This is a genomic window from Streptomyces sp. NPDC088197, from assembly GCF_044741185.1.
Lineage (GTDB): Bacteria > Actinomycetota > Actinomycetes > Streptomycetales > Streptomycetaceae > Actinacidiphila.
This window is the reverse complement of the sequence record NZ_JBIUSD010000001.1, coordinates 1,067,871-1,089,182: the sequence shown is the minus strand read 5'-3', so window position 1 is coordinate 1,089,182 and position 21,312 is coordinate 1,067,871. Positions and strand designations below refer to the sequence as shown.

At 72.7% G+C, this 21,312-nt stretch carries 16 protein-coding genes and 1 pseudogene; 8 read left to right on the top strand and 9 right to left on the bottom strand.

Features of this window, described 5'->3' with window-relative positions; all coding sequences use genetic code 11:
• The first annotated feature begins 158 nt into the window (after window positions 1–158).
• A complete protein-coding gene (locus tag ACIOC1_RS04755) occupies window positions 159–2,765 on the top strand; it encodes a DEAD/DEAH box helicase (RefSeq protein ID WP_401851911.1) in 2,607 nt (868 codons plus the stop codon).
• Window positions 2,766–2,837: 72 nt separating this feature from the next.
• On the opposite strand, the pseudogene ACIOC1_RS04750 reads toward ACIOC1_RS04755, so the two are convergent.
• The 7 genes and pseudogenes from ACIOC1_RS04750 to ssd form a co-directional block, all read right to left on the bottom strand.
• A pseudogene (locus tag ACIOC1_RS04750) lies at window positions 2,838–3,023 on the bottom strand (Rv3654c family TadE-like protein); the annotation flags it as partial.
• Between the two features lie 62 nt (window positions 3,024–3,085).
• Window positions 3,086–3,457 carry a TadE family type IV pilus minor pilin gene (locus tag ACIOC1_RS04745; protein WP_401851910.1) on the bottom strand — a complete coding sequence of 124 codons (372 nt, stop codon included), beginning with the start codon at window positions 3,455–3,457 and terminating at the stop codon, window positions 3,086–3,088.
• Window positions 3,444–3,827, bottom strand: a complete 384-nt coding sequence (locus ACIOC1_RS04740; RefSeq protein WP_401851907.1) for a DUF4244 domain-containing protein — start codon at window positions 3,825–3,827, stop codon at window positions 3,444–3,446. The genes ACIOC1_RS04745 and ACIOC1_RS04740 overlap by 14 nt, the downstream gene beginning before the upstream one ends.
• A 109-nt stretch (window positions 3,828–3,936) precedes the next feature.
• The gene (locus ACIOC1_RS04735; RefSeq protein ID WP_401851905.1) at window positions 3,937–4,701 is read right to left on the bottom strand and encodes a type II secretion system F family protein; all 765 of its coding nucleotides are present in this window, start codon (window positions 4,699–4,701) and stop codon (window positions 3,937–3,939) included.
• Between the two features lie 35 nt (window positions 4,702–4,736).
• Complete coding sequence (locus ACIOC1_RS04730) at window positions 4,737–5,888, bottom strand: type II secretion system F family protein (RefSeq protein WP_401851902.1); 1,152 nt, start codon at window positions 5,886–5,888, stop codon at window positions 4,737–4,739.
• A gap of 346 nt (window positions 5,889–6,234) precedes the next feature.
• Window positions 6,235–7,389 carry a TadA family conjugal transfer-associated ATPase gene (locus ACIOC1_RS04725; protein ID WP_401851900.1) on the bottom strand — a complete coding sequence of 385 codons (1,155 nt, stop codon included), beginning with the start codon at window positions 7,387–7,389 and terminating at the stop codon, window positions 6,235–6,237.
• Entirely contained in the window at window positions 7,386–8,495 is a 1,110-nt protein-coding gene (gene ssd, locus ACIOC1_RS04720; protein WP_401851898.1) for a septum site-determining protein Ssd, read from the bottom strand. Before ssd ends, ACIOC1_RS04725 begins: the two co-directional genes overlap by 4 nt.
• A 439-nt stretch (window positions 8,496–8,934) precedes the next feature.
• On the opposite strand from ssd, the gene ACIOC1_RS04715 reads away from it, so the two are divergent.
• A complete protein-coding gene (locus ACIOC1_RS04715; RefSeq protein ID WP_355346325.1) occupies window positions 8,935–9,780 on the top strand; it encodes an HAD family hydrolase in 846 nt (281 codons plus the stop codon).
• A 327-nt stretch (window positions 9,781–10,107) separates the two neighbouring features.
• Here ACIOC1_RS04715 and ACIOC1_RS04710 read toward each other — a convergent pair whose 3' ends face one another.
• A complete protein-coding gene (locus tag ACIOC1_RS04710) occupies window positions 10,108–10,965 on the bottom strand; it encodes an oxidoreductase (protein ID WP_401851896.1) in 858 nt (285 codons plus the stop codon).
• A gap of 106 nt (window positions 10,966–11,071) precedes the next feature.
• Between ACIOC1_RS04710 and ACIOC1_RS04705 the strand changes: the two genes are divergently transcribed.
• Window positions 11,072–12,139 (top strand): ATP-binding protein, encoded by a 1,068-nt coding sequence (locus ACIOC1_RS04705; protein ID WP_401851894.1) that lies wholly within the window; start codon window positions 11,072–11,074, stop codon window positions 12,137–12,139.
• Here the strand turns inward: ACIOC1_RS04705 and ACIOC1_RS04700 are convergent.
• Entirely contained in the window at window positions 12,120–13,436 is a 1,317-nt protein-coding gene (locus ACIOC1_RS04700) for a hypothetical protein (protein WP_401851892.1), read from the bottom strand. The genes ACIOC1_RS04705 and ACIOC1_RS04700 overlap by 20 nt on opposite strands.
• Before the next feature lie 242 nt (window positions 13,437–13,678).
• On the opposite strand from ACIOC1_RS04700, the gene ACIOC1_RS04695 reads away from it, so the two are divergent.
• The 5 genes from ACIOC1_RS04695 (at window position 13,679) to ACIOC1_RS04675 (ending at window position 21,234) form a co-directional block, all read left to right on the top strand.
• The gene (locus tag ACIOC1_RS04695) at window positions 13,679–15,907 is read left to right on the top strand and encodes a SulP family inorganic anion transporter (protein WP_355346161.1); all 2,229 of its coding nucleotides are present in this window, start codon (window positions 13,679–13,681) and stop codon (window positions 15,905–15,907) included.
• Window positions 15,908–15,994: 87 nt separating this feature from the next.
• On the top strand, window positions 15,995–17,953 hold the full coding sequence (gene acs, locus ACIOC1_RS04690; RefSeq protein WP_355346164.1) for an acetate--CoA ligase: 1,959 nt from the start codon (window positions 15,995–15,997) through the stop codon (window positions 17,951–17,953).
• A gap of 238 nt (window positions 17,954–18,191) precedes the next feature.
• On the top strand, window positions 18,192–19,583 hold the full coding sequence (gene nhaA, locus ACIOC1_RS04685) for a Na+/H+ antiporter NhaA (RefSeq protein WP_401851888.1): 1,392 nt from the start codon (window positions 18,192–18,194) through the stop codon (window positions 19,581–19,583).
• Between the two features lie 45 nt (window positions 19,584–19,628).
• The gene (locus ACIOC1_RS04680) at window positions 19,629–20,192 is read left to right on the top strand and encodes a phage holin family protein (RefSeq protein WP_355346170.1); all 564 of its coding nucleotides are present in this window, start codon (window positions 19,629–19,631) and stop codon (window positions 20,190–20,192) included.
• 13 nt (window positions 20,193–20,205) lie between these two features.
• Window positions 20,206–21,234, top strand: a complete 1,029-nt coding sequence (locus tag ACIOC1_RS04675; RefSeq protein WP_391158230.1) for an alpha/beta fold hydrolase — start codon at window positions 20,206–20,208, stop codon at window positions 21,232–21,234.
• Window positions 21,235–21,312: the final 78 nt, after the last annotated feature.

Here is a 21,312-nt window from a genome sequence, read left to right as displayed (position 1 = left end):
ATCCTCCAGCACCTTGCATCGACGCGGCGCCCCCCTGGGGCCCCCACCAGAAGGTAGGGGACGGATCGACGGCCGCGATGGCATTCAATCACTTCGCAGCGGGCGAGCACGACGCCTTACTGCGATTGTCCGTCACGCCGGTGACACACTGAGTGCCGATGGCCCAGGATCATCTTCCGCAGTCGGCGCACGGCCGCCCGTCCCCCCGAACCGCTTTGGAGCGGCTCGCCAGGGGGGCAGACCGAGCCGCGCGCATCACCCATACGGAGCACCTGCCCCCGCGGGTCGGCCGCCATGCCTCCTGGCCCGACACGATCAGAAGCGAGGTCGTGGACGCGATCCGCGCGGCCGGGATCGACCGTCCCTGGGAGCACCAGGCACTGGCCGCGGGCCACGCGGCGCGCGGCGAGTCGGTGGTGGTGGCCACCGGAACCGCCTCCGGGAAGTCGCTGGCGTATCTGGCACCGGTGCTCAGCGCCCTGCTGGACGGCTCCGAGGCGCCGAACGGCCGGGGCGCCACCGCGCTCTACCTGTCCCCCACCAAGGCCCTGGCCGCCGACCAGCGCCGCGCCGTCACCCGCCTCGCCGCGCCCCTGGGCACCGCGATCCGCCCCGCGGTCTACGACGGCGACACCCCCGTCGAGGAACGCGAGTGGGTCCGGCAGTACGCCACCTACGTGCTCACCAACCCCGACATGCTGCACCGCGGCATCCTGCCCGGCCACGCCCGCTGGGCCTCCTTCCTGCGTCAACTGCGCTACGTGGTGATCGACGAGTGCCACACCTACCGCGGTGTCTTCGGCTCGCACGTCGCCCAGGTGCTGCGCCGCCTGCGCCGGGTCTGCGCGCGGTACGGGGCCGAGCCGGTGTTCGTGCTCGCTTCCGCGACGGCCGCGGACCCGGCGCGGGCCGCCTCCCGGCTCACCGGGGTGCCGGTGGCCGAAGTGACCGAGGACACGTCGCCGCGCGGCGGCCTGGCCTTCGCGCTGTGGGAGCCGCCGCTGACCGAGCTGTCCGGCGAGCACGGCGCTCCCGTGCGCCGCACCGCGACCGCCGAGACCGCGGAACTCCTCACCGACCTGGTCGTCCAGGGCGTGCGCAGCGTGGCCTTCGTCCGCTCCCGGCGCGGCGCGGAACTGGTCGCCCTGATCGCCCAGGAACGCCTGGCCGAGATCGACCCCTCGCTTCCCGGGCGGGTCGCCGCCTACCGCGGCGGCTACCTCGCCGACGAGCGCCGGGCCCTGGAGCGCGACCTGCACTCCGGCCGTCTGCTCGGCCTCGCCTCCACCTCCGCCCTCGAACTGGGCGTGGACATCTCCGGCCTCGACGCGGTCCTGCTGGCCGGCTACCCGGGCACGCGGGCCTCGCTGTGGCAGCAGGCGGGCCGCGCCGGACGGACCGGGCAGGGCGCGCTGGCGATCATGGTCGGCCGGGACGACCCGCTGGACACGTATCTTGTCCACCACCCCGAGGCGATCTTCGAGCAGCCCGTCGAGAGCACCGTCCTGGACCCGGACAATCCCTACGTGCTGGCGCCGCACCTGTGCGCCGCCGCGGCCGAGCTGCCGCTCACCGACGACGACCTCGTCCTGTTCGGCCCCGAGGCGGCGTCGCTGATGCCGCAACTGGAGAAGCGCGGGCTGCTGCGCCGGCGTGCCTCCGGCTGGTACTGGACCCGCCGGGAGCGGGCCGCGGACCTCACCGACATCCGCGGCGAGGGCGGCAGTCCCGTCCAGGTCGTGGAGACGGCGACCGGGCGGCTGCTGGGCACGGTGGACGCCTCCTCGGCGCACACCGCCGTCCACGACGGCGCCGTCCACCTCCACCAGGGCCGCACCTACCTGGTCAAGCGGCTCGACCTGGAGGACGGCGTGGCGCTGGTCGAACCCGCCGACCCGTCCTACTCCACGATGGCCCGCGACACCACCGACATCCGGGTGCTCAGCGGCGACCTGGAGGAGCCGTGGGGCGAGGCGCGGATCCACTTCGGCTCCGTCGAGGTGACCCACCAGGTGGTGTCCTTCCTGCGCCGCAAGCTGATCACCGGTGAGATCCTCGGCGAGACCAAGCTCGACCTGCCCCCGCGCACCCTGCGCACCCGGGCCGTGTGGTGGACCGTCACGGACGCGCAGCTGGACGCCGCCCGGATCCACCCCGAGGAGCTGCCCGGCGCCCTGCACGCCGCCGAGCACGCCGCGATCGGTCTCCTCCCGCTCTTCGCGACCTGCGACCGCTGGGACATCGGCGGGGTCTCCATACCCCTGCACGCCGACACCGGCCTGCCCACCGTCTTCGTCTACGACGGCCACCCCGGCGGCGCGGGCTTCGCCGAACGCGCCTTCCACACCGCCCGCACCTGGCTCACCGCCACCCGCGAGGCCATCGCCTCCTGCGAATGCGAATTCGGCTGCCCCTCCTGCGTCCAGTCCCCCAAGTGCGGCAACGGCAACGACCCCCTGGACAAGGCCGCCGCCGTCCGCCTCCTGGACTGCCTGCTGACGGCGGGCGCCGCCGAGGCCGCTGACGGCGCCGGGGCCGGTCCTGAGGCGGGGGACGGGGCCGGGTCCGGGGCCGAGGCCGGTCCCGGGGCCGCGCCTGAGGCGGGGGACGGCACCGGGGCCGGGGCCGGTCATGAGGTCGGTCATGAGGCAGGAGACGGGGCCGGGTCCGGGGCCGAGACCGGTCCCGGGGCCGAGACCGGTCCCGGGGCCGCGCCCGGTGCCGCCGACGGTGGCCGGGCCGGGGTCGGGACCGGGGTCGAGTGACGGTCCCGCGCGGGACCGCACACGGGCGCCGTCGACCTCCGCGGTGACGTCGGAGATCTCGCCCGCCACCACGCAGCTCACCAGCCGGGCCCCCTGCGCCGCCGCCACCTCGGCCGCCAGCCCGCAGGCCCGCGTACGGCCCTCCAGCGCGTGGTCGGCCGCGGCGAGCGCCGCCAGATCCGCGGCGCCGCCCGCCCGGTGCCGGGCGATGACCGCCTCGTCCATGAAGAGCACGGCGGCGAAGACCGCGCCCAGCACGGCGATCAGCCCCAGTGACCACACGGTGGCGGAGCCCCGGTCCCCGCGGGGCGCGGGGACCTTCACGGTTGCCCACCCCCGCCCACGGCGTCCTCGGCGAGCGCGACGGCCTCGGCCCGCAGGGTGACGGGGAAGCGCGGCGCCGGGACGGTGACCCGGACCCGGATCAGGTCGCCCGACCGCTCCACGCCGACCAGCGCTCCGGACGGCGCGGCCTCCCGCGCCACCCGCAGCACCTCGCCCGGCGCTTCGGAGCGCGCCGCGGCACGCGCCCCCGCCCGCGCCGCGTCCACGCACCGCACCTGCGCCGCGGCCGCCATCAGGCCCCAGATCAGGGCGGCGGTGAGCGCCACCAGCATCGGGATCACCATGGCGGCCTCCGCCGTCACATACCCCTGCTCGCGCGGCGGGCGGCCCCGCTCAGAACGGCACATGGAGTGCCTTCACGATCACGCCGGTCAACGCGGAGCGCACCGGCCCGCTCGTCACGATCTTGTAGAGCACCGCCGCGAACCCGCACGCCGCGATCGTCCCCACCGCGTACTCGGCCGTGCTCATCCCCGCCTCCGCCGCCGTACGGCTCACGTCCCTGTACCGCGCCGCCCTCCGCCGCATCCGGGCGACCCACCGCCGCCGCTCGGCCCGCGCCAGACGAACCGCGCGCGGCACCGGCGGCACCCGGAGCGCGGGCGGAGCCGAGGCCCTCGCACCGGGCGCGTTCTTCGAGTTGATCGAGTTGATCGATTTCGCCAGGGCCGGCTGGGCCGTCCGGGCGAGGTGCTGGTCCATCGTCTGATGCGTCATCGGGATCTCCTGGTGTCGTGGATGTGCGTGTGGGTGTGCGTGTGGACATGGGTGTTCGAGTCGTTCGCTTCGGGTGGTGCGTCGGGCGCGGGCAGTCCGGGGCGGGGCGTCAGCCCGTGCGGCCGAGGACGGTGCCCGCCAGGCCCATCACCACGGGGGCGACGCCGACCAGCAGGAAGGCCGGGAGGAAGCAGACCCCCAGGGGCGCGGTGGCGTGCACCGCGGCCCGCCGGGCCCTGGCGAGTGCCGAACGGGCGTACGCGGCCCGGTAGTCCGCGGCCAGCCGGGACATCTCCGCGACCGGTGCGCTGCCCGTCGTGGAGGCGCGGGCCAGGCAGCGCCCCATCTCGCGGGCGGCGGCCAGGCGTCCGAACCGCTGCCAGCACTCCGCCGGGTCGCCGCCCAGCCGCAGCTCGGCCCTGACCCGTATCAGCGCGGTCCCGAGCGGCCCGGCCAACGACCGGCCCACGGCGCCCGCCGCTTCTCCGGGTGACGCCCCGGCGGCGAGGCAGGCGGCCATCAGGTCCGCGCAGAGCGGGAGTTCCGACGGATCGGGCTCCTCGTCCACCCCGGAGCTCTCTGTGGCGTTCTGCCGCCCCCGGAGTGATCTCCTGACCCCGAGGGCCGTGAGGACCCCCACCAGGCCGCCCAGCACCCCGCTGATCAACGTCGCGGCCCCCAGCCCGGCCGCGACCGGCGGACCCCAGTCGCGCAGCGGTCCCCTGAGCCGCCGGAGCGCCCGCCGGGGGGACCTCCGCGACCGCCCGGTCCCCAGCGCCACGCGCAGCCGCCGCGCCGCCGATCTCTCCCTCCGCGCCGCGGCCAGCGCCCCGCCGACGGCGGCCACCGCAGCCGCCACCAACGCGAGCGCCACGAGGGCTGTCCCCAGGCTGTGGACACTCCCGGCGTTCACGGCCGTCCCCGGTCCCGCGACCCCGTCGGGCTCGCCGCCTTTCCCCGGCCAGCCACCGCGGAATCGAGCACCGCGCCACGGGCCGCTGGAGAGCCGCCCCCCGAGGAACCGTCCCTCACGGAAACGGCGGCCGTCGAAGCGCCCTTCGCAGGACCGGGGGGCCGAGTTCTGGCCGCCGTCGGTCCGCCCTCCGCCGCGCGGATGATCCGCGCCGTCCACGCGAGCCCCGCCCACTCCAGGCAGCCGCCCGTGACCAGGCAGAGCAGTCCCGCCGGGGTGTGCAGCAGCACTCTTGAGGGGTCGGCGCCCAGGCCCGCGCCGAGCACGACGCCGAACAGCGGCAGCAGCGCGAGCAGCACCGACGTGGACCTCGGACCCGCCAACTGGGCGCGCAGGTCGTCGCGTTGATCGGTGTCCGCCCGTAGCGCCGCGGCGACCCGGTCGAGCGCGGCGGCCAGTCCTGCGCCGCCGTCCACCGCGACCTGCCAGCAGGCGGCGACCGCGGCGAGCCCGTGCGTCCCCGCGCCGAGCCGGGACGCCTCCCGCAGCGCGTGCGGCACGTCGCCGCCGAATCTGGCCGCCGACAGCACCATTCGTGCCGCGTCGGCGAGGTCGGGCGAGGCGGGCCAGCCCGCCGACTCGACCGCGTCGGTCAGCGCCGCGTGCGGTGGCCGTCCGGCCCTGAGGTCTCCGGCCACGGTGCCGCACAGCGCGCTCACCGCGACCGCCCCGCGCTCGGCCGCCGCCCGCTCGCCCCTCCGTCGCAACGCCCGCCCCACCAGCGGCACCGCCACGGCGCCCGCGACCACCGGCAGTACCGATCCCGTCAGCAGCCCCAGCCCACCGCCCACCGGCAGGCACACCGCCTCGGGCCCGACCCGGCCGCGCCGACCGGCGAACCGTGCGGCGATCCGCAGCGGCTCCCACGCCCGACGACGGCCCGCCGTCCGTCCGTCGCGCCACCGCGCAAGCCGGATCGCCCACTCGCCGCGAGCCGTCTCCCCCGCCTTCCTCAGCCGTGCCAGCGGATTCGCCCGCTGCTCGCCGGTGACCGGTCCCCGCTCGCCCTCCCCCACCTCTTCGGGTCCTGGTCCGATCAGCAGATCGCGCGCCCGGCGGCGAGGATCGGAGGTGCGCCAGCGCGTCATGAGGAGGGCCAAGCCAGCGCAGAGGGCAGCGGCCCACACGACCGAGGGCTGAAAGGTCGCCGCGCTCATGACGCGCCTGCCCGGCGATGTCCGACCGCCGGCTCACGGCCCGGACCGCAGTACCAGCGAACCCCCACGCCCGCCGGAACAGCACGCCGGGTGGCGGCCCCGACGACCGAAGGTGGAGAGACCGGGGCGCTCATGACGCACCTGCCCAGCGATGCGCGACCCGCAGCTCGCAGCCCAGGCCAGGGGGATTCGAGGCGCGCCAGCGAACCCCCGCGAGCAACAGAAACACCACGCCGGGCGGCAGCTCGCACGACATCAGGTTGAGAAAGCAGGGCGCTCATGACGCACCTGCCGAGCACAGTGCCGCCAACCGGTCCCAGCCGGGGCCGCGTTCGTGGTGGCCGCGGGCGTCGCGGAGCAGGGCGGGCACGGTGGCGACCAGGCCGTCGGAGCCCCGTTTGAGTACGTGGATCTCGGCGAGGCGGCGCAGGCCGGAGCTGTCGCGGGCGAGGTGGATGACGACGGCGAGTGCGGCGGCCAACTGGCTGTGCAGGGCGGCCCGGTCGAGGCCCGCGGTGGAGCCGAGGGCTTCGAGGCGGGCCGGGACGTCGGCGGCGGCGTTGGCGTGGACGGTGCCGCAGCCGCCTTCGTGGCCGGTGTTCAGCGCGCTCAGCAGGTCGGTGACCTCGGCGCCGCGGACCTCGCCGACCACGAGCCGGTCGGGGCGCATGCGCAGCGCCTGGCGGACGAGGTCCCGCAGGGTGACGTGTCCCGCGCCCTCCTGGTTGGCGGGGCGGGTCTCCAGGCGGACGACGTGCGGGTGGTCGGGGCGCAATTCGGCGGAGTCCTCGGCCAGGACGATGCGGGCCGCGGGGTCGACGAGGCCGAGCAGGCAGCTCAGGAGTGTGGTCTTGCCCGACCCGGTGCCGCCGCTGATCATGAACGACAGCCGGGCGTCGAGGACCGCGCGCAGCAGCCGGGCGGTCTCGGTGTCGAGCGTCCCGGCCGCGACGAGTTCGGCGAGGGTGAAGGCGCGGGCCCGCACCACGCGCAGCGACAGGCACGGCGAGCCGACCACGACCGGCGGCAGGACGGCGTGCAGCCGGGTGCCGTCGGGCAGTCGGGCGTCGACCCACGGGTGGGCGTCGTCCAGGCGGCGGTCGGCGGTGGTCGCGAGGCGCTGGGCGAGCCTGCGCACGGCGGTGGTGTCGGTGAAGCGGACGGCGGCGCGTTCGAGACCGCTGCCGCGGTCGATCCACACCTGGTCGGGTGCGTTGACGAGGATGTCGGTGACGGCGGGGTCGGCGAGCAGCGGCTCCAGCGGTCCCGCGCCGACGAGTTCGGAACGCAGCGCCGCGACCACGTCGAGGACTTCGCTGTCGCCGAGCAGGCGTCCGCGGGCGCGCAGCGCCGCGGCCACGCGTGCCGGGGTGGGCTCGCCGCCGTGTTCCGCGAGGTGCAGCCGTACGGCGTCGAGGAGTTCGGCGTTCATACCGTCACGCTCCCGCCGCTTGGCTGGGCCTGGGCGAGGAAGGCGGCGCAGAAGCGGGCGAGCGGGCCGCGGCTCGCGGAGCCCGGTGGTCCGCTGCCGGACAGGGCGTCCGACAAGCCTGGTTCCGGAGGGAGTTGGCCCGCCAGCGGCAGGCCGACGAGACGGGCGATCTCGTCGTCGGCGAGGCCGGAGGCGAAGGGGCCGCGGGCGACGACGCGCAGGTCCTTGAGGACCATGCCGACCGCCGCGGCGACGCGGGTGGCCGCGGCGACCGCCCGCAACTCTGCGGGTACGACGAGGAGTCCGACGTCGATCTGGGCGAGGGTCTCGGCGACCGCGTCGTCCACGCGCCGTGGCAGGTCGACCACGACGACTCCGCCGCGGCGGCGGGCGGCGCCGAGCACGGACCGCATGGCCTGGGGCGGGATGAGCACGGAGTCGCCGCGGTCCCAGCTCAGGACGCTCAACGCGTCGAGCCTGGGCAGGGATTCCTCCAGTGCCCCGCTGTTGACGCGGCCCCGTGAGTCGGCGAGGTCGGGCCAGCGCAGGCCGCCGACGCGCTCGGCGCCGAGCAGGATGTCGAGGCCGCCGCCGAGCGGATCGCCGTCGATGAGCATGGTGCGCCTGCCCGTACCGGCCGCGGTGACGGCGAGCGCGCAGGCCAACGTGCTGGCGCCCGCGCCGCCCCGGCCGCCCACCACCCCTACGGTCAGGGCGGGTTCGCTCACGCCTTCGGCGATGTCGGCGATGCGGTCGACCAGCCAGGTCTCGGCGTCGGGCAGGAAGAGGACATGGTCGGCGCCGATCGCGACGGCTCTGCGCCACACGTCGTGGTCGTGCAGATCACGCCCGACGACCAGAACTCCCTTGCGGCGGACGGTGTCCTGGACCCGCGAGGTGGCCTCGGCGCCGACCAGGACGAGGGGCGCGGTGTCCCAACTCGTCGCGCGCGGGGGCGCGGTGAAGACCACCTCCGGTTCGGTACCGGCCGCGGCGCACAGCCGCAGCAGGTCGTCGAGGAGCGTTTCGTCCTCGGTGACAATCAGCGGGCCGGCCGGCCCTTCGATGGCGGTCGGCCGCTGGTCGGGTGTCGTCGATCCCGTCATTTCCTGTCCCCCGTCGCTTCTGACGCGAGCACCGGTGTGCATCGCCTGCGATCAGGTTGGGGCAGACAGGAGAATTGAGATGATCTTGGTCGGAATCTGTGGACAACTCAGCGATTGTGGATAACTCCGCCACTCTCACGGGTGAGTTCGCCGACGCCTGGCAACGATTACGGACCGTCACACGTCGTACGCATCACAGCCGTGCCGCACGCGAGGGGGAACGACATGAGGATGCGAGTGGAAGGACGTCGCGAGAACCGGGAAAAGGCATCCGGACATGCGACGACCCCCGCCGGGGGGGAGAGCGGGGGTCGTCCCCACGGTCCGACTCGGGGGGGGAGGAGCCAGACCGGGTTAGCACGGTCGCGAACGATCCGTGACTTCCATGGTGTACCCGAAGCCCTTCTCAGGCAAACCCACACGCCCGAGCTTACGCCGAATGGTGGTTGCCTATGCTCGTCACGTGGAAAACCACCTGCCACCGCGCACCGCGGCGTTCTTCGATCTCGACAAGACCGTGATCGCCAAGTCCAGCACGCTCGCCTTCGGGCGCTCCTTCTACCAGGGCGGTCTCATCAACAGACGTGCGGTATTGCGTACCGCATATGCCCAGTTCGTGTACTTGGTCGGTGGCGCGGATCACGACCAGATGGAAGGTATGCGCAAATACCTCTCCGAGCTGTGCCGGGGCTGGAATGTCCAGCAGGTGCGGGAGATCGTGGCGGAGACGCTGCATGACCTGATCGACCCGATCATCTACGACGAGGCGGCCTCGCTGATCGAGGAGCACCACGCCGCGGGCCGCGACGTGGTGATCGTCAGCGCCTCCGGCTCCGAGGTGGTCCAGCCGATCGGCGCGATGCTGGGTGCCGACCATGTCGTAGCCACACGGATGGTCGTGGAGGACGGCGCGTACAACGGGGAGATCGAGCACTACGTCTACGGTCCCGCAAAAGCGGACGCCATCGCCGAGCTGGCGAAGTCGGAGGGCTACGACCTGGAGCGGTCCTTCGCGTACAGCGATTCGGTGACCGACATCCCGATGCTGGAGTCGGTCGGTCATCCGTACGCGGTCAATCCCGACCGGGCGCTGCGCAAGGAGGCCGTCTCACGTGACTGGCCAGTGCTGACTTTCAGCCGTCCCGTGCGGCTGAGACAGCGGATTCCGTCGCTGTCGATGCCGCCCCGGCCGGTGCTCGCGGCGGCTGCCGTGGGGGCGGCGGCTGCGACGGCCGGGCTGGTGTGGCTGGCGTCCCGACGCCGTCGACCCGCCCTTATGTCCTGATTGATCCGAAAAGTAAAGAAGTCGGGCGAGGGGTTCCCCTGCGCCTCCCACGGCGGTACAAAGGACGTAGCGGCCCGCGAGACCACGGAGTTCCGAGAGGAAGACCGCAGTTCACAGCACCAGGCCCCACGGACCGAGCATGGAAGTCAGGCACCCACGCGGAGCCGACCCGCTTATCGGGCCAGCCGCACCAGGTGACGGGCGAAGATCCCGGCCTGATCGGCAATTACCGTGCACGCACTGGTAACTTGACGGACATGGCAGCGGCGGCACCTCAAGGTGCCGCCGCATCTCTTTTCAGCCACCACACATCCGGCGGTCGACCGCTCAGGCGGCGCCCCGCTGAAGCGCTTCGCACACCGCGACACTTTCGCGGACCCCGAGTTCCAGTGCCCGCCCGCAATGGCTGATCCACTGGACCATGCCTTCCGGAGTACCGGACGCGTATCCCTCCAGCGCCTTGAGATAACCGGCCCGGCCCAACTCCGCGTGACCGACCTCGGCCGGACAGATCGACTTCGGGTCGAGACCGCTGCCGACCAGCACGATCCGCTCGGCGGCCCGCGCGACCGGCCCGTTGAAGGAGCCGAAGGGCCGCAGGCACAGCAATTCGCCGTGCACGACCGCGCCGACGACCAGCGCGGGCGCGTCGGTGCCCGCCCGCAGCAGGCCGGTCAGACCGTCCAGCCGGGCGGCGACCTCGGCGGGGTCGGGCAGCGGGATCTCGGCGATCTCGACCAGCGGCTCGTCCACCGGCTCCCCTGCCCGCCGCGGGCGGCCCACCGTCCGCTCGTCCGCCACTCCGCCCGCCGCCACCAGGTGCAGCCGGGCGAGCGCCTGCACGGGCGACTGCCGCCAGACACTGAGCAGTTGACCGGCCTCGGCGGTCAGCCGCAGCGCCGCGCCGACCGTACGCGCCTGCTCGTCGGCCGAGAAGTCGCTGCGCCTGCGCACCTCCTCCAGCGGCCAGTCGGCGCCGGCCAGCGCCGCGGACCCGCGGGCACCGCGCAGCGCCGCCTCCGATGTGACCTCGGTGGAGCGGCGCCGCATCACCCGGTGCCCGTAGACCTTGTCCACCGCCTGCCGTACGGCGTCCACCGATTCGGGTACGCCCGGCAGCGCGCCGAGGACAGCCATCGGGTCCGTCCGACCGGCGGCGGGAGCGGGATCAGCGTTCGTAGCCATGGTTCCGACCCTAGCCACCCCCCAACCCGCGGAACGACCCCGAAAGAGTGGCCTTCCCCACTCCAAACGCTCACGATCCGTATCCGTGCCACTACTCTTGGCGAACATGAAGATCGCTTTCGTCGGGAAGGGCGGCAGCGGCAAGACCACGCTGTCCTCCCTCTTCATCCGCCATCTCGCCGCCTCCCGCGCGCCGGTCGTCGCGATCGACGCGGACATCAACCAGCACCTCGGCCCGGCGCTCGGGCTGGCGGAGGACGACGCCGCCGCGCTGCCCGCGCTCGGCGCGCACCTGCCGGAGATCAAGGAATACCTGCGCGGTGCCAACCCCCGGATCGCCTCCGCCGAGACCATGATCAAGACCACCCCGCCCGGCCACGGATCCCGGCTGCTGCGGCTGGTCGAGGACAACCCCGTCTACGCGGCCTGCGCGCGCACCGTGCACCTGGACCGAGGCCACGGAGACGACGGGGACACAGAGAGCGCGGGGAACACCGGGGGCGACACGGTGCGGCTGATGGTCACCGGCCCCTTCAACGAGTCCGATCTCGGCGTCGCCTGCTACCACTCCAAGGTCGGCGCGGTCGAACTCTGCCTGAACCACCTGGTGGACGGCCGCGACGAATACCTGGTCGTGGACATGACGGCGGGCAGCGACTCCTTCGCCTCCGGGATGTTCACCCGCTTCGACATGACGTTCCTGGTCGCCGAGCCGACCCGCAAGGGTGTGGCCGTCTACCGCCAGTACAAGGAGTACGCCCGCGACTTCGGCGTCGATCTCGCGGTCGTCGGCAACAAGGTGCGGGACGCGGACGACCTGGCCTTCTTGCGCGCAGAGGTCGGCGACGACCTGCTGGTCACCGTCGGGCACTCGGACTGGGTGCGCGCGATGGAGAAGGGCAGGCCGCCGCGGTTCGCGCGGCTGGAGGAGGACAACCGCCGCGCGCTGCGCACGCTGCACGAACGGGCGGACGCCACGTACGAGCGCAGGGACTGGGCGCGCTACACCCAGCAGATGGTGCACTTCCACCTCAAGAACGCGGAGAGCTGGGGAAACGCGAAGACGGGCGCCGACCTGGCGGCGCAGGTCGACCCCGACTTCGTACTCGGCGAACGGGAACAGGACGAGCAGTTGCCCCGCCCCGCTGCGGCCGCTAGCGCACAGCCGGCCTGATCCGCTCGGGACCGCCCGCCGTCGTGGCGGCGGGCGCTCCGCCCATGAAGGTGTTCCAGCCGTCCTTGGGCGCCTGGCCGACGTCCAGCGTCCGCAGCCGCGCGAGCACCGCAGGGTCCTGCGCGTCCATCCAGTCCGCGACCTGCTTGAAACTGACGCAGCGCACGCCTTCCTTGCCGCAGACCTCCTTGACGGTGTCCTCGACGGCCTTCATGTAGACGCCGCCGTTCCAGGACTCGAAGTGGTCGCCGATGAAGAGCGGGGCGCGGTTGCCGTTGTAGGCGCGCTCGAAGGCGGCGGCCAGTCCGTCGTGCATCTGCTTGCCCCAGGCGGCCTGCTTGGCGGGGTCGCCGTGCACGGTGCCCGACTGGTTGGCGAGGAAGTTGTAGTCCATGGAGAGCGTCTCGAAGGCGCGTCCCGGCACCGGGATGTCCTGGAGCGGGAAGTCCCAGACGCCGTCGATCTTGGAGGGCCAGGTCTGCCGGCCGCCGATCGAGCTGGCGTCGTAGCGGAAGCCCGCGGCCTTGGCGGCCGGGATGAGATTGTGCTGGCCCTCCAGGCACGGGGCGCGCCCGCCGACCAGTTCCTTGCTGTAGTCGAAAGGCAACGGGTCGAGCTTGGTGAGGCCGGAGTTGGTCTTCCAGTTCTTCACGAAGCCCTCGGCCTGCTGGATCTCGCTGGACCACTCGTCGCTCGACCAGGTGCCGACGCCGCCGTTGGGACCGCAGAAGTGGCCGTTGAAGTGGGTGCCGATCTCGCTGCCGTTCTGCCAGGCGAGGCGCAGTTCGCGCAGGGTGTCGGTGATGCCCTGGCGGTCGTTGAAGCCGATGTCGGAGGCGCCGCGCGGGTGCTTGGGCGGGGCGTAGACGTCCTTGTGGTCGCCGGGCAGCAGGTAGACGCCGCTGAGGAAGTACGTCATCGCCGCGTTGTAGCGCTCGCCGACCTCGCGGAAGTGCGAGAAGAGCTTCTGGCTGTCCTCGCCCGCGCCGTCCCAGGAGAACACGACGAGCTGCGGCGGTCGCTCCCCCGGCTTCAGGCGCGCGAAGACCGGCTGATGGGGCTGCGGGCCGGTGTCGGCGGTCGAGCCGTCGCCGATGAGCCGGCCGGCGTGGGGCGCCGCGGCTTCGGGGCGGGTGCCCGCGTTGCCGGGCTCGGCGCGGCCGACGGCCGGGGCGGCGCCGGTGCCGGACCCGGCGGCTGATCCGGAGCCCGAGCCGCCGGCGGCGGAGCACGCGACCGCGCCCGCGGCCAGCGCGGCTACGGCGAGTAGCGCCGGTGCCTTGCGCAGGGAGTGCATTCGTACCTCACATCACAGAAAAAGGGATTTGCCCAAAAAGTGACATGCGACCTTGTCGTGACCGCAACGACCTGGCCGTTTATCTGCCAATTCACTCGATAGCAGTAAATAAAGCCCCGATCAGACCTCTGGACTTCACTCTCCGCAGTCAGTCGATTACTCTCCATTTACTGACGCTTGAGAGTAGCGAGCGATAACGCTCCGCAATCACGTCCCGCCGCCCACCGAAGGAGACGGGAATTATGCAGAGAATCCACCGGTCCGATCTGTCCGCTTCGATCACGGTCTTCCTGATCGCCGTCCCGCTGTCGCTCGGCCTCGCGCTGGCGACCGGGGCGCCTCTCCAGTCCGGCCTCGTCGCCGCGGTCGTCGGCGGCATCGTCGCCGGGCTGCTCGGCGGGGCGCCCCTCCAGGTCAGCGGCGCCGCGACCAGCCTGGTCGTGGTCACCGCCGATCTCGTCCACCGCTACGGCTGGCGCAGCACCTGCGCCATCACGGTGCTCGCCGGGCTCGCGCAGCTCGTGCTCGGCATGGCGCGGGTGGCCAGATCCGCGCTCGCGGTCAGTCCCGCGATCGTCCACGGCATGCTCGCGGGCATCGGTACGGTCATCGCCCTCGGCCAGCTCCATGTGGTCCTCGGCGGCAGCCCGCAGAGCTCCGCCCTCGACAACATCACCGCGCTGCCCGGCCAGTTGGCGGTCACCAACCCGGCCACACCCGCCATCGGCGCGATCACCGTCGCCGTACTGCTCGGCTGGCGGCGGCTGCGAGGCAGGGCGGGACGGCTGCTCGGCGCGATCCCCGCGCCGCTGGCCGCGGTCGTCCTGGCCACCGCCGTAAGCGCGGGTCTGTCGCTGCCGCGGGTGAATCTGCCCGCGTGGAGCGCGCCCGTGCTGCCCACCCTGCCCACGGGGCCGGTCCTCGGAGTGGTCGCCGCCGTGCTCACCGTCACCCTGGTCGCGAGCATGGAGTCGCTGCTGTCCGCGGTCGCCATCGACACCCTCCAGGGCCGGCGGCCGGGACCGCACGCCCCGCCGGCCAAGCTCGACCGCGAACTGCTCGGCCAGGGCGCGGCCAACATGGTGTCGGGCCTGCTCGGCGGCCTGCCGGTGGCCGGCGGCGCGATCCGCGGCTCGGCCAATGTCGAAGCGGGCGCCGTGACGCGCCGCGCCACCGTGATGCACGGCGTGTGGGTGCTGCTCTGCGCCGGGCTCGCCTCCTGGGCGCTGGAGCTGATCCCGCTGGCCGCGCTCGCCGCCCTGGTGATGCTGGTCGGCGTCCGCATGGTGAGCTTCGCGCACATCAGACACGTCCAGCGGCACCGCGAATTCCCGGTGTACGCGGCCACGCTCGGCTCCGTGGTGCTGTTCGGTGTGCTCCAGGGCGTGATCGTGGGGATCGTGGTCGCGCTGTGCCTGTCGCTGCGCCGCCTGACGCACACGCGGATCACCGTCACCGAGGAACCGGAGTGCCACCGGGTGCGGGTCACCGGCCAGTTGACGTTCCTGGCGGTGCCCCGGCTGACCCGGGCCTTCGCCCAGGTCCCCGACGGGGCCAACGCGGTGGTGGAGCTGGACGGCTCCTTCATGGACCACGCGGCCTACGAGGCGCTGAACGCCTGGTGCGCCAGGCACCGTTCGCGCGGCGGACACGCGACGCTCGGCGACGCGGTCGGACGGACCGTCAGCGAACCGGTGAGCGCGCACGCCTGCCGCCCCTGGACGCCGTGGCGCAACCACCACTGCACCCGCTCCGGCACCGTGCCCGCCACCAGCGGCGGTCAACTGCTCGGCGGCGTCAGCGCCTTCCAGCGCAACACCGCGCCGCTGGTCCGCGAGGAGCTGGCGCGGCTGGCCCGCGAAGGACAGCGGCCCGGCCAGCTCTTCCTCACCTGCGCGGACTCCCGGCTGGTCACCAGCATGATCACCTCAAGCGGTCCCGGTGACCTCTTCACGGTGCGCAATGTGGGCAATCTGATGCCGCCGCCCGGCTCCGACGCCTCCTGCGACTCGGTGGCCGCCGCCGTCGAGTACGCGGTCGACGTGCTCCAGGTCTCCAGCATCACGGTCTGCGGACACTCCGGCTGCGGCGCGATGCAGGCGCTGCTGGGCTCCGACCACGAGCCGGGCGCGCAGACCCCGCTGGCCCGGTGGCTGCGGCACGGCCGCCCCAGCCTGGCGCGGCTCAACCGGATCGGCAGACTCGGCCGCGGCGAGGTGGCGCTGGCGGACCGGCCGGTCGCCGACGACCTCGAAAGGCTGAGCCTGGTCAATGTGATGCAGCAGCTCGAACACCTGATGGCGCACCCCTGCGTGGCGCGTCGGGTCAGCGAGGGCACGCTCCAACTGCACGGCATGTACTTCCATGTCGCGGAGGCGCAGGCGTACATCCTGGACGGTTCGACGAGTGTGTTCGCGGCGGTGGGGCCCGATGCCGCACCGGACACCGCCCGGGAGGCCGCAAAGGTCTAAACCATTTTTCGGGTAGCTATTGTCAGGGTGGCCCAGGACTGGTGAGGTAGTGCTGGGACATGTGGGACACCCTGACAAGGAGCTGGCGTGAGCAGCAACGAGAGCCTGGCCAACCTGCTGAAGGAGGAGCGGCGGTTCGCTCCCCCGGCCGAACTGGCGGCGTCCGCCAACGTCACGGCGGACGCGTACGAGCAGGCGGCGGCCGACCGGCTGGGGTTCTGGGCCGAGCAGGCCCGCCGTCTGACCTGGGCCACCGAGCCCACGCAGACCCTGGACTGGTCGAACCCGCCGTTCGCGAAGTGGTTCGCCGACGGTGAGCTGAATGTCGCGTACAACTGCGTCGACCGCCATGTGGAAGCCGGGAACGGCGACCGGGTCGCCATCCACTTCGAGGGCGAGCCCGGCGACAGCCGCAGCATCACCTACGCGGAGCTGAAGGACGAGGTCTCCCGCGCCGCCAACGCGCTGACCGAGCTGGGCGTCGAGAAGGGCGACCGGGTCGCGGTCTACCTGCCGATGATCCCCGAGGCCGTCATCGCGATGCTGGCCTGCGCCCGGATCGGCGCCGCGCACTCGGTGGTCTTCGGCGGCTTCTCCGCCGACGCCGTCGCGTCCCGGATCGCCGACGCCGACGCCAAGCTCGTCATCACCTCCGACGGCGGCTACCGGCGCGGCAAGCCGTCCGCGCTCAAGCCCGCCATCGACGACGCCGTCTCCCGCTCCCCGCAGGTCACCAACGTCCTGGTGGTGCGCCGCACCGGACAGGACGTGGAGTGGACCGAGGGCCGGGACGTGTGGTGGCACGAGATCACCGCGCGCCAGTCCGCGGAGCACACCGCGCAGCCCTTCGACGCCGAGCACCCGCTGTTCATCCTCTACACCTCCGGCACCACCGGTAAGCCCAAGGGCATCCTGCACACCTCGGGCGGCTACCTCACCCAGGCCAGCTACACCCACCACGCGGTCTTCGACCTCAAGCCGGAGACCGACGTCTACTGGTGCACCGCCGACATCGGCTGGGTCACCGGCCACTCGTACATCGTCTACGGCCCGCTCTCCAACGGCGCCACCCAGGTGATCTACGAGGGCACGCCGGACACCCCGCACCAGGGCCGGTTCTGGGAGATCGTGCAGAAGTACGGCGTCACGCTGCTCTACACCGCGCCCACCGCGATCCGTACGTTCATGAAGTGGGGCGACGATATCCCCGCGAAGTTCGACCTGACGAGCCTGCGCGTGCTGGGCAGCGTCGGCGAGCCGATCAACCCCGAGGCGTGGGTCTGGTACCGCGAGCACATCGGCGGCGGCAGGACCCCGATCGTGGACACCTGGTGGCAGACCGAGACCGGCGCCATGATGATCTCCCCGCTGCCCGGCGTCACCGAGACCAAGCCCGGCTCGGCGCAGCGCGCGCTGCCCGGCATCGCCGCGACCGTGGTGGACGACGAGGCCAACGAGGTGCCGGACGGCTCCGGCGGCTACCTGGTCCTCACCGAGCCGTGGCCGTCGATGCTCCGCACCATCTGGGGCGACGACCAGCGCTACATCGACACCTACTGGTCCCGTTTCCCCGGCCGCTACTTCGCGGGCGACGGCGCCAAGAAGGACGAGGACGGCGACATCTGGCTGCTCGGCCGGGTCGACGACGTCATGCTCGTCTCGGGCCACAACATCTCCACCACCGAGGTCGAGTCGGCGCTGGTCTCGCACCCGAAGGTCGCCGAGTCCGCCGTCGTCGGCGCCGCCGACGCCACCACCGGGCAGGCCATCGTGGCGTTCGTCATCCTGCGCGGCACCGCGGAGGACAGCGCGGACCTCGCGGGCGCGCTGCGCGACCACGTCGGCAAGGCGCTCGGCCCGATCGCCAAGCCCAAGCGGATCCTCATCGTCAACGAGCTGCCCAAGACCCGCTCCGGCAAGATCATGCGCCGCCTGCTGCGCGACGTCGCGGAGAACCGGGAGCTGGGCGACGTCACCACCCTCACCGACTCCACGGTGATGGACCTCATCCAGAGCAAGCTGCCGAGCGCGCCCAGCGAGGACTGACACCCCCGGCCCCCGGCACACACCCGGCGCGGCCACACCCGCGCGACCACACCCGTGAGGGGCGCCCCGGCAACCACCGGGACGCCCCTCACACGTTCGGGTTAGGCTGACAACACATCGCGGCAGGATCGCGACAAAACTTAAGGGCGCGCCGGGAAGTCTGGTCGGCACACGGGACACCTGTGTCCGCAGCCAGCCGCACCCGCCCAGGAGGCCGCCCCCATGACCGAGTACCCGCGTGACTGAGCAACCGCGCCGTCGCGCCGACACCGTCCTCGGACGGCTGCCGCTCCCGGAACGCACCTTCGTCCTGGACGCGCTGCGCGCGGAGACCGTCGGCGGAGTCCTGCTCCTGGTGGCCGCCGTGGTGGCGCTGGTCTGGGCGAACACCCTGCACCACAGCTACGAGAGCGTCAGCCACTTCCACTTCGGCGTCTCCACGCTCGGCCTCGACCTGTCCGTCGCGCACTGGGCGGCGGACGGCCTGCTCGCCGTCTTCTTCTTCGTGGCGGGCATCGAGCTGAAGCGCGAACTGGTCGCGGGCGAGCTGCGCACCCCCTCGGCCGCCGCGCTCCCGGTGATCGCGGCCATGTGCGGCATGGCGGTCCCCGCGATCTTCTACACCGTCGTCAGCGCCACCGGCGGCGGCTCCCTCAAGGGCTGGGCCGTCCCCACCGCCACCGACATCGCCTTCGCGCTCGCGGTCCTCGCCGTCATCGGCACCGCCCTGCCCGCCGCGCTGCGCGCCTTCCTGCTCACCCTCGCCGTCGTCGACGACCTCTTCGCCATCCTGATCATCGCCGTCTTCTTCACCTCCTCGATCAACTACGCCGCGCTCGGCGGAGCGGCGGCCGGGCTGGTCGTCTTCTGGCTGCTGCTGCGCTCGGGAGTACGCGGCTGGTACGTGTACGTGCCGCTGGCGCTGGTCATCTGGGGCCTGATGTACAACAGCGGCGTGCACGCCACCATCGCGGGCGTCGCCATGGGCCTGATGCTGCGCTGCACCAGGCGCGAGGGTGAGCGCGAATCTCCCGGCGAGCACATCGAGCACCTGGTGCGGCCGATCTCGGCGGGCCTTGCCGTACCGCTGTTCGCCCTGTTCTCGGCCGGGGTCGCGGTCTCGGGCGGCTCGCTGCGCGATGTGTTCACCAAGCCCGAGACGCTCGGTGTGCTGATCGGACTGGTGGTCGGAAAGATCGTCGGCGTGTTCGGCGGCACCTGGCTGGCGGCCCGCTTCACCCGGGCGCGGCTCAACGCCGACCTCAAATGGCCCGACGTCCTGGCGGTCGCCTCGCTCGCCGGGATCGGCTTCACCGTCTCCCTGCTGATCGGCGAACTCGCCTTCAAGGACGATGCGCTGCTCGCCGACGAGGCGAAGGCCGCCGTCCTGGTCGGCTCGCTGCTCTCCGCGGTGCTGGCGACGATTCTGCTGAAGCTGCGGAACAACAAATACCGCGCCTTGTGCGACGAGGAGGAGCGCGACGAGGACGGCGACGGGGTCCCCGACGTGTACGAGCAGGACCAGCCCGCCTACCACCTGCGGATGGCCGAGATCCTGGAACGGAAGGCCGCGGAACACCGCAGGCTCGCCCGTCTGGCCGGGGGCGACGGCGGAGATGACTCCGGCTGAGGCATGATCTGACGGAACGACAACGATTTGACGACGGAGGACGCAATGAGCGCAGCCCACGACGACGACGGGCGCAGCCTCGGCCAGTTGTTCGCCTCCGCCACGGCGGATGTCTCCGCCCTGGTGCACGACGAGATCGCCCTCGTCAAGGTGGAACTGCGGCAGGACGTGAAGCGGGCGCTGTTCGGCAGCGGCGCGATCGGTGTCGCCCTGACCCTGGCCTTCTTCGCCATGCCGATGTTCAGCATGGCCGCCGCGTACGGCATCCACGCGCTCGGGATCACCCTGGGGTGGTCGTTCCTGATCGTCGCCGGGGCGTACGTGCTGATCGCCGCGCTCCTCGGCCTGATCGCGTACGGCCGGTTCAAGAAGGTGAAGAAGCCCGAGCGCTCCATCGAGTCGGCCAAGCAGACCGCAGCGGTGATGAAGAACGCGAAGCCGCACCCGCGTCCGCAGGACACGGCCACGAGTCTGGACAAGGCCGCCGCCAAGCCCGCGCTTCCCCGCGCGGACAGGGACGCGGGACGCGGCGGCGTCCGGGATTCGGTATCCGGCGCCGGGCCGGATTCGATGGCCGGTTCGACCAGAGCACCCGACCTGAAGATGTGACACTCTCTCCACCATGAGGGTCGTCGGCAGGTCGGGCAGTGCCACGGGAAACGACAGCGGGAGCGGTTCGGGAGAAGAGTCGCGGAACGGCTCGGGGAACGGGCCGGGAACCGGGCCGTCAGGTGCGGGCGGCGGCGGTTCCGTCCCCCGCCTCGAAGGGCCGTGGACCCATCGTGACGTGGCCGCGAACGGCGCTCGCTTCCACATCGCCGAGATGGGCGACGGCCCGCTCGTCCTCCTGCTGCACGGCTTCCCGCAGTTCTGGTGGACCTGGCGGCACCAACTGCCCGCACTCGCCGAGGCCGGTTTCCGCGCGGTGGCGATGGACCTGCGCGGGGTGGGCGGCAGCGACCGTACGCCGCGCGGTTACGACGCGGGCAACCTCGCGCTCGACGTCACCGGGGTGATCCGGTCGCTGGGCGAGCCGGACGCCGCGCTGGTCGGCCACGACCTCGGCGGCTACCTGGCGTGGACGGCCGCGACGATGCGGCCCAAGCTCGTACGCCGCCTCGCGGTCGAGTCGATGCCGCACCCGCGCCGCTGGCGCAACGCGATGCTGACCGATCTGCGGCACAGCAAGTCGGGCGCCTACATCTGGGGCTTTCAGTCGCCCTGGCTGCCGGAGCGTCACCTGGTGGCGGACCACGCGGAGTTGGTCGGCCGGCTGATCCACCAGTGGTCGGGGCCGCGACTGCCGGACGACGAGGCCGTGGACGTCTACCGGCGCGCGATGCAGATCCCCTCGACGGCGCATTGCGCGGTCGAGCCGTACCGCTGGATGGTGCGGTCGATGGCGCGGCCCGACGGCATCCAGTTCAACCGGCGGATGAAGCGGCCGGTCCGGGTGCCGACGCTGCACCTGCACGGCTCGCTCGACCCGGCGATCCGCAGCCGCAGCGCGGCGGGCAGCGGGGAGTACGTCGAGGCGCCGTACCGCTGGCGGCTCTTCGACGGCCTGGGGCACTTCCCGCACGAGGAGGACCCGGCCGCGTTCTCGACCGAGCTGATCAACTGGCTGAAGGACCCGGAGCCGGACCGCTGAGCCGTACGCTCCCGACGGGCCCAAGCCGCCGCCTCCGCACGGCCTCGCGCCGTAACTGACTCACCCTCAGCGAGGCTC